Source organism: Chloracidobacterium sp., from assembly GCA_016720705.1.
Classification (GTDB): domain Bacteria; phylum Acidobacteriota; class Blastocatellia; order Pyrinomonadales; family Pyrinomonadaceae; genus OLB17.
On the sequence record JADKKB010000001.1, the window covers coordinates 477,906 to 485,260 of the forward strand.

A 7,355-nucleotide genomic window follows, 5' to 3' on the forward strand; every position below is an offset into this window, starting at 1 on the left:
TATCGACCACGATGCGAGATCCGGCACTTTTGTCCGTAATACTCACGGTTATCCTGCTGGCAGGCAGTTCCGTGTACGGACAAAATGCCCCGTGCCCGATCGACAGTCAAACACTGCAATTTGTCGGCAAACCCATCGATCAGGCCCGTTGCCTGCTCCGGCCCAATGGATACGGCGGCGTACTCGGCCAACCGCTCGAGCGTCTGCCGCGTACTTTGGAAAAGGTCATTGGCTCAAAAGTAAAGTTTTCGAGACCTGCATTTTTGAAATACATTGCGGGGCTCAATGTGTCCGAGTCCGCGATCGGCGGCAGCCTTACCGATGAGCTTTCGGGAGCTACGATCCCTGACGGTAGCGTCATTCGCGCCGTCTATTTTATTATTCACGACACATCAACGCCGAATTTGCGTGATGAAGCGTTTCCGGTTGGATTTAATGAAGATCCCGACTGGCGCGGAAATAAACTGGACGTATGGCTTAAAAGCCCTGTCGCTCACGTTTTTGTCAGCCGCGACGGTCGATCGCTTACCGCTACGCCGTTTTCCGAGAGCGTGAAAAAGGGTTGGGGTACAAAGTTTGCCCGCGATTATCTCAAGGCGCCGGCAAAAGGCCTGCAACTCCATATCGAACTTGTCCAACCGCGCCGCCGCGACCCGCGTAGCAAAAATCCGGACAATGACCTCATCGCACCGACGCCCGGATTTTCTGACGCCCAATATGACCGACTCGCTCTTTTGTATGCGACGGCATCATTGCGTCGCGGCACGTGGCTGATACCCGGATTTCACTCGGCGATCGACGCGGGGATCCCGGACGCTCACGACGACCCGCAGAATTTTGAACTCGCCAAGTTCGCGTCATCGCTCGATGCCCTTTTGAGATCATTGGATCGCTTGCGATGAATAATGATATTTCCAAAAGGCTTTTCGACCATCTCCCCATCGCCAACGCAGCGTGGTGGCTAACGCTGATCGCCATCTTTTCGATCGGCTTTATGAAGCCTCTGATATTCGTCTCAAACCAGCGTCTAAGCCCGGTCGATCTCCTGTTTCCACTCACTGCTCTTTTGGTTTTGGCTTCGATGATCGTGGGTCAGATCAGCGTGAAATTCGATCGCTCATATCTGTACTTTGGTGCCTATTTCGGTGCGATGCTGATTTCAAGTATTTTCTCGCTCGACCCCACATTGAGCTTTAAGAAGCTTCTAGGCGAGGCATATTTGATCGGACTTGCCGTGCTGGTTATCGTCCAAACAACGACCGACTCCCGGTTTAGACAGGTTTCTTTAGCCTGGCTCGCAGGGGCGGGCGTTACCGTATTTGTTGCGTTCATTTCGGTCATTTTGTACTACTTCGCTCCCGGCAATTGGCTACTCCAATACACTTTGTACAGCTACGGTTCGGTTCCGGTGATCAATTTTCCGAGAATATCGTCAACGATGGTCTCGGCGAGTATGTTTTGCAACTATCTGACGGTCGGGATCGCGATCGCATTTGTTGCAAACACCAAAGGCTGGATCGGAAAATGGGTGTTTCGGGTCGCCGTGATCTTAATGATCTTAGCGGCGATCTCGACCATATCCATTGGGATTGGTGGCGTCTTTCTAGTTTTGGGAATATGTATCTACACGACATCAAGCATTCCGCGAGCTCGTTTTCGTCGCTATTCGATGTTTGCGGCAGTGATCATCGCGGTTGTGTTCTATCTGTCGAGTTTTGTCGCTCTTAAGCCGCACTCGACGTCGCCATATTCGTTTGATCTGCCGATTATCGGCAACGTCCAACCGTCGCCCCGAACACTCGTCTGGACGGCTGTTTTACAAACGATCGCCGCCGATCCGATCGTCGGCAAAGGGTTGGATCAACCGGTCTGTGCCGTGCGATTTGAGAATACGGACGGATCGTACAGTATGTTGACCGACGCTCATAACATATATCTTAGCGTCGCAGGGCAAAATGGATTTGTTGGGCTGGCAGCCTTGTTGGCATTGATCGCCTTTCTTTGGAGGATCGGTTATCGCTCGGATGATGTCGCAGTGAGACTGCTCTGGGCAGCCTTTGTTTCAGCGTTTATTTACCAAGGATTTATCGGTGCGTACGAAGACGCCCGGCATTTGTGGGTTTTGATAGGTCTGCTGGTCGCCGTTTCAAAGCTCGGCAGCAGCACGCAAGAGAGCCTCGCGCATTGCAGCGGCGTTTGACCAACGCAGTTCCACTTGCTTTGCCAATGCGGTCTCGAAAACCGCAGCGATCTTGATCGGAATGTCGGGAATCCGTTGAGCGATCGGGATGATCGGCTTTTCAAAGATCGCTTTTACGGTCTCTGATATCCCCGCCTTAGGCCCTATGTCCAGGGCGTGAGCTCCGGTCAGAAGGCTGTAAGCCGTCATACCGACAGCGTACAGATCCGACGGCGGCCGAACTTCCTTAAAGTCCCTGACCTGCTCGGGCGGCATATAAGCGATGGTGCCGGCCACATCGCCGACCATCGTCACGCCGCTCATACCGGTTTGCTTATAGCTCTTGGACAAACCAAAATCAGTCAGTTTCGCCTGTGAACTAGGGAATTCTCCCTCGATCAAAATATTCTGTTCCTTGATGTCGCGATGCACAAACCCGAGCGAGTGCGCAAAATCGAGTGCCGCCAGCGTCTGCTCGATGATCTGTACGACTTCCCTATAGCCGAGCTTACCTCCGCGATGTTTGGCGAGGCGTGACGCGTCCATTCCGGCGATAAATTCGGTGACGAGATAGACGATACCGTTATGCGTACCGTGTTCGATGTAGCTGACGATATTTGGGTGAACTAACGACGAGGCTACCTCGATCTCCCGTAAAAATCGTTTGAGCGATTGATCACTGACGGCGACCTCCGGCAAGAGCGTCTTGATCGCGACCGCCTGCCCGTTCTTTTCCGAACGTGCGAGCATAACGCTGCCCATTCCGCCCTGGCCGATCACGCGGATCATCTGATAATGCGGAATTGGCTGCGGATTCTTCTTGAGACGTTCGCGGCAAGCGTCACAAACATACGTGAGTTTGGTTTCAGGGCTCGATGCTTCGACATTGGACGGGGCTCCGCAATTTAGGCACGAGACAGCGACCTCCGAGGGATGTGTCTGATTTCCCATCCGTGCGGCCAATGCGACCTCGGCGGGATCGGCCGAGACTTCCACCTCCAGCACCGTTTCGCCGCCCTGTATGCGGTCACCGCTCCTTAGGTAGGCCGTCTCAACTCGCAGTCCGTTTACAAACGTCCCATTCGTCGAGCCGAGATCCCTTAGAAAGGCCTGCGGCGGTGCGATCTCGATCAGGCAATGGTGGCGCGAAAAGAAACGATCGTGCGGCAGACAGAACTGCGCGTCGTCGCTTCGCCCGATCATAAAGGTATCGTGTTGGTCGAATGTAAAGGATCGTCCGGTTTGCGGCCCCGCGACGACGTTCAGACTCACTCGCATCGGCTAGATTATAAATGATTTGCGGCTAACTGGCTATTATTCCAATAAAGAGAAATACGATCGATGCCAAAAATGCGACTACACCAAGCACCATACCGCCGATGGCGAGTCCGCGGCCGCCGTATCGCGTCGGGTCGTTATCGGCATTCTTCATCCCGAGAAACCCAATGATCGCGGCTGGCAATCCAAGCCAGATGCCGCCGTAGCAACAGACCATTACAAAGCTAAGAATGCCGAGCACGAGCGATATCGTCGGCAGTACCTGATCCTTGGACTGTGAGAATGCCGGTGAATTGTACTGCGGTTGAATATTTGACTGATCCTGCCACAGAACGGGCGGAGGCGACGGCTGCCAATTTGCCGGATTGGTCACCCTCGGATCATTCATCATCACCGTCGGCGGCGAATCGTCGAACGCCCTCGAACGCGTCTGGTCAGTAAGCTGCATAAGCAACTCACCGTCATCCAGACAGAAATTGAGATGCTCATCAACGTACGACTTGTTACACCGGGGGCATTGTTTCATCAGTTTGCCGTTCTACTTGCGAAGTTCGAGGCTGTTGAATCCTACCTTTACTGCATCGCCGGAGTACAGGCCGACCACGCCGCCCTTAAATCCATAAACATTTTTGATCGAATTGACCATTGTGCCGTTGATATAAAGTTCGATCTTGTCCGTCAGGTCGCGCACCTCGAGAGTGTTTTCCTCAGAACCGGTTTTGATCAGATCCGAACTGGTCCACTTAACTACCTCATCTTCCTTGCCGGGCGAGTGATGGACGATCCGGTATTTCTTTTTCTTGCTGTCGATCAGGAATGCGTAACCTTGCTGTAGCGGTGTCGGATTGCTGTGAAACACGATCCCGTAACCAAGCCGCGAATCGGCATTATCCACGTTTTTCAACGTAACGGAGGTGTTCGCCTGTTCCGTCTGTGCTGTATCCTTCGGGGCGGCGAGGACGTAGTAATAGCCCTTTTGTTTGGCTGCCATCACAAAGTCCGACCCTGACATTTCGGTCGTCCCAAACGCCGAAAATGGCCGCACCCATTCGGATAGATCTACTTTTTCAACCGTCGAACGGTCCGAAGTCGGTCCCGGATCGGTTGACGGCGAACTTGACGGAGTCGTCGTCGACTTCCGTCCCTGATTTGTCGAGGTATTGCTCCTGTTGGTCGCGGTATTAGATTCGATCTCGGCCTGCGAGCCGACAAAGATCAGAAGTCCTATTCCACCGCCGCCGCAGATCAGTACCACAAGACCAAGTATCCCGACGACCCACATCCACGTCTTCGACGATTTTTTCGGCTGCATCGAATACTGACCCGGCTGCTGTTGCTGCTGCGGTGCCGTATTCCAACCGCCCGGCTGCACTTGCTGGCTGGGCATTGACGGATTCGGCTGTGTCGGCCGCACTTGGTTCATCATGACCGTTTCGGGCATTGCCGCACCTCCGGCCTGATTCAATACACTCCCGTCATCGAGACAGAAGTTAAGATTTTCGTCAGTATATGTTTTATTGCATCGTGGACAGATCTTCATTGTAGTAATTACCTCGGGTCGGCTGCGACAGCATTCGAATTGCAAGTATTATACGCATTGACCGCCAAAAGTGCGACTATTGGAAAACGTAATTTTTAATTGATATGTTCCGCCGAAGTGGATCGGCCGGCTAAAGCGAGATACCGCAGCGGCCGCAAAACTTGATATGTGCCGGATAGTTGTTGCCGCATCGACGGCAAAGCCGCTCGGCTTGTGCGGGGAGCGGATTTTGGTAGGTTGATGTAAATCCAACGGCAATGCTGGTCGGTTGGACCTGCGGAGCGGTGTTCAAACCGCATCGGCCGCAAAAACGGGCGCCGTCCTGTAGCCTCGCCGCACACCTTGGGCACGGAAATGTCCCACCCGCCTCTCCGGGGCTGACCATAATAAATGAACCGCTACCACAGCGTCCGCAAAATTTGACGCCTTCGGCAAACCGCGAATTGCAATTAGAGCACGCGACGATGCCGGGCATTACGCTCGACTGCGGCGCACCGGCGGAGCTTGTGCCCTGCGACGACGAAGGTTGGCTCGCGGTCCCGTGCTCCGGCCTGAGTTGGGCCTGGATCACCTGCTCATTGGCTCCCTCGCGAACCTCTATCACACGCTCGTCATCTCGCTCACCGGCCTTCGAGACGCGCAGGATATGCTGCCCGGCCGGAATGTTTGTCAGGACGACTCGGCCTGAGCTGCCGACACTTCCCTTTCGCTCGTCGTTGACATAGACCTCAGAATTTACCGGTGCCAGCACCACTAGCCGCGAAACGCCCGCCTTTTTGCTCTCGTCGACATCCTCGGCGGCCTCCTCAAGCTCCGACATCCATATTGCGACCGAGGCCGGACGCTTTTTGGGATCGATCTCGAGGGCGTGCATTATCACACGCTCGACATCCGTTGGGATGTCCGATCTGATCGTCGATAGCGGCGCCGGCGTGTGCATTATCTTTTGCATCACTAGCTGCATCAAATCGCCTGTAAATGGCGTTTTGCCGCCAAGCATCAGATATGCGATCGTTCCGAGCGCGTAGAGGTCAGCCCGCGTATCAACGCCCATCTCCGGCTGCATCTGCTCCGGCGACATAAATTCCGGCGTCCCGATGATCCCGCGAGAAGATGGCGTGGCATTCGAACTAGCATCAGTGACCGTCTGATTGACGATCTTTGCAAGGCCAAAGTCGCCGACCTTTACGAAGCCGTCGCCGCCCTTTCCCTTCTGCATAATGAAGATATTGGCGGGCTTGAGATCCCTGTGGAGAATATTGAGGTCGTGGGCGGCATCGACGCCGTCGGCGATCTGACGCAAAAGCCGTACGGCACGCTTGACGGGCAGTGTTCCCTCGCGTCGAAGCAACCGGTGGAGCGTCTCGCCCTCGACATATTCCATCACCAAATAGAAAATGCCTTCCGAAGTTTCGCCAAAGTCGGTGACGCTGACTGTATTTGGATGCTGGATCGATGCCGCGGCCTGTGCCTCGCGTTCAAATCGGGCGATCGCCTCACCTTCCTGCAGGTCATCGCTACTCAAAATGTCCTGCCGCACGGTCTTAACGGCGACCATTCGCGTGTCAAACTTCTTATCGCGTGCAAGATAGACCTGGCCCATCGCACCGCGTCCCAGACGACTCTCGAGAAAGTATCGCCCGGCCAGCAACTGCGAACCCGGCAGCGATACGCGCGTCGGCACCGAGTCGGTCGGACAAGTCGCCGATTCATCCGGAAAACACAATTCGCATTTTGGACACTCTCTCATCTAGTAGAATATCTTGACGGCACGCTCCGAAATATCCAAGTTAAGAACGGCTATTAATAAAACTTTTTGCGTTTTTTTGACTTTCACTTTCTTTTTGCTATACTTCGATTTCGATTTGGGTCGATAGCTCAGTCGGTAGAGCAGCGGACTCTTAATCCGCGGGTCACAGGTTCGATCCCTGTTCGGCCTACCAGATCAACAAATAGCCGCCGGAAACTCTCCGGCGGCTATTTTTGTTTGCTTAATTCTCAAAAACATCTAGCCCAACGAACCCGAATGCTAACGTCCTGCTCCCTGCTATCTGTGCGATGCATATCCCCCAACAACTGCAAACGCGCCTATTATTGAAGGTGACGATCAGTCGTCCGCTTGCCAACCGGAGGTTGTGGTAGAGTGCTTGTCAAATAGGGAACGGGGTCATCTATGAAGTAAGTACTCAAGTCAAGCGCACGGGTATTGTGGCATCTTTTGGATGCGGTTAGTGCGTTTGATTGGGTGACAAAAGAGAACAACCGGCGCCTCCATTATTAGTTAGATTCTTTCAGATACGCACCGCTGTAATTAGCGAATGCCATCATCTATTCGTGCACAGCTTCGTTCGAGCGGCT

At 53.8% G+C, this 7,355-nt stretch carries 6 protein-coding genes and 1 tRNA gene; 3 read left to right on the forward strand and 4 right to left on the reverse strand.

The features are described 5' to 3' along the window. Positions 1-11 precede the first annotated feature (11 nt). Positions 12-902, forward strand: a complete 891-nt coding sequence (locus IPQ00_02310) for a hypothetical protein (GenBank protein ID MBL0239399.1) — start codon at positions 12-14, stop codon at positions 900-902. Then, on the forward strand, positions 899-2,200 hold the full coding sequence (locus tag IPQ00_02315; GenBank protein MBL0239400.1) for an O-antigen ligase family protein: 1,302 nt from the start codon (positions 899-901) through the stop codon (positions 2,198-2,200). The genes IPQ00_02310 and IPQ00_02315 overlap by 4 nt, the downstream gene beginning before the upstream one ends. Here the strand turns inward: IPQ00_02315 and IPQ00_02320 are convergent. The 4 genes from IPQ00_02320 to IPQ00_02335 all read right to left on the reverse strand — a co-directional run bounded on the left by IPQ00_02320 (position 2,147) and on the right by IPQ00_02335 (position 6,747). Then, positions 2,147-3,457, reverse strand: coding sequence for a protein kinase (locus IPQ00_02320; GenBank protein MBL0239401.1), 1,311 nt, complete (start codon positions 3,455-3,457; stop codon positions 2,147-2,149). The two genes, IPQ00_02315 and IPQ00_02320, sit on opposite strands and share 54 nt — an antisense overlap. A gap of 25 nt (positions 3,458-3,482) precedes the next feature. Continuing rightward, positions 3,483-3,983 (reverse strand): DUF4190 domain-containing protein, encoded by a 501-nt coding sequence (locus tag IPQ00_02325; protein ID MBL0239402.1) that lies wholly within the window; start codon positions 3,981-3,983, stop codon positions 3,483-3,485. Positions 3,984-3,995: 12 nt separating this feature from the next. Beyond that, positions 3,996-4,997 carry a hypothetical protein gene (locus IPQ00_02330; protein MBL0239403.1) on the reverse strand — a complete coding sequence of 334 codons (1,002 nt, stop codon included), beginning with the start codon at positions 4,995-4,997 and terminating at the stop codon, positions 3,996-3,998. A gap of 130 nt (positions 4,998-5,127) precedes the next feature. Then, a complete protein-coding gene (locus tag IPQ00_02335) occupies positions 5,128-6,747 on the reverse strand; it encodes a protein kinase (protein ID MBL0239404.1) in 1,620 nt (539 codons plus the stop codon). Positions 6,748-6,864: 117 nt separating this feature from the next. Here IPQ00_02335 and IPQ00_02340 point away from each other — a divergent pair. Then, a tRNA-Lys gene (locus tag IPQ00_02340) sits at positions 6,865-6,940 on the forward strand. The last annotated feature ends 415 nt before the right edge of the window (positions 6,941-7,355 follow it).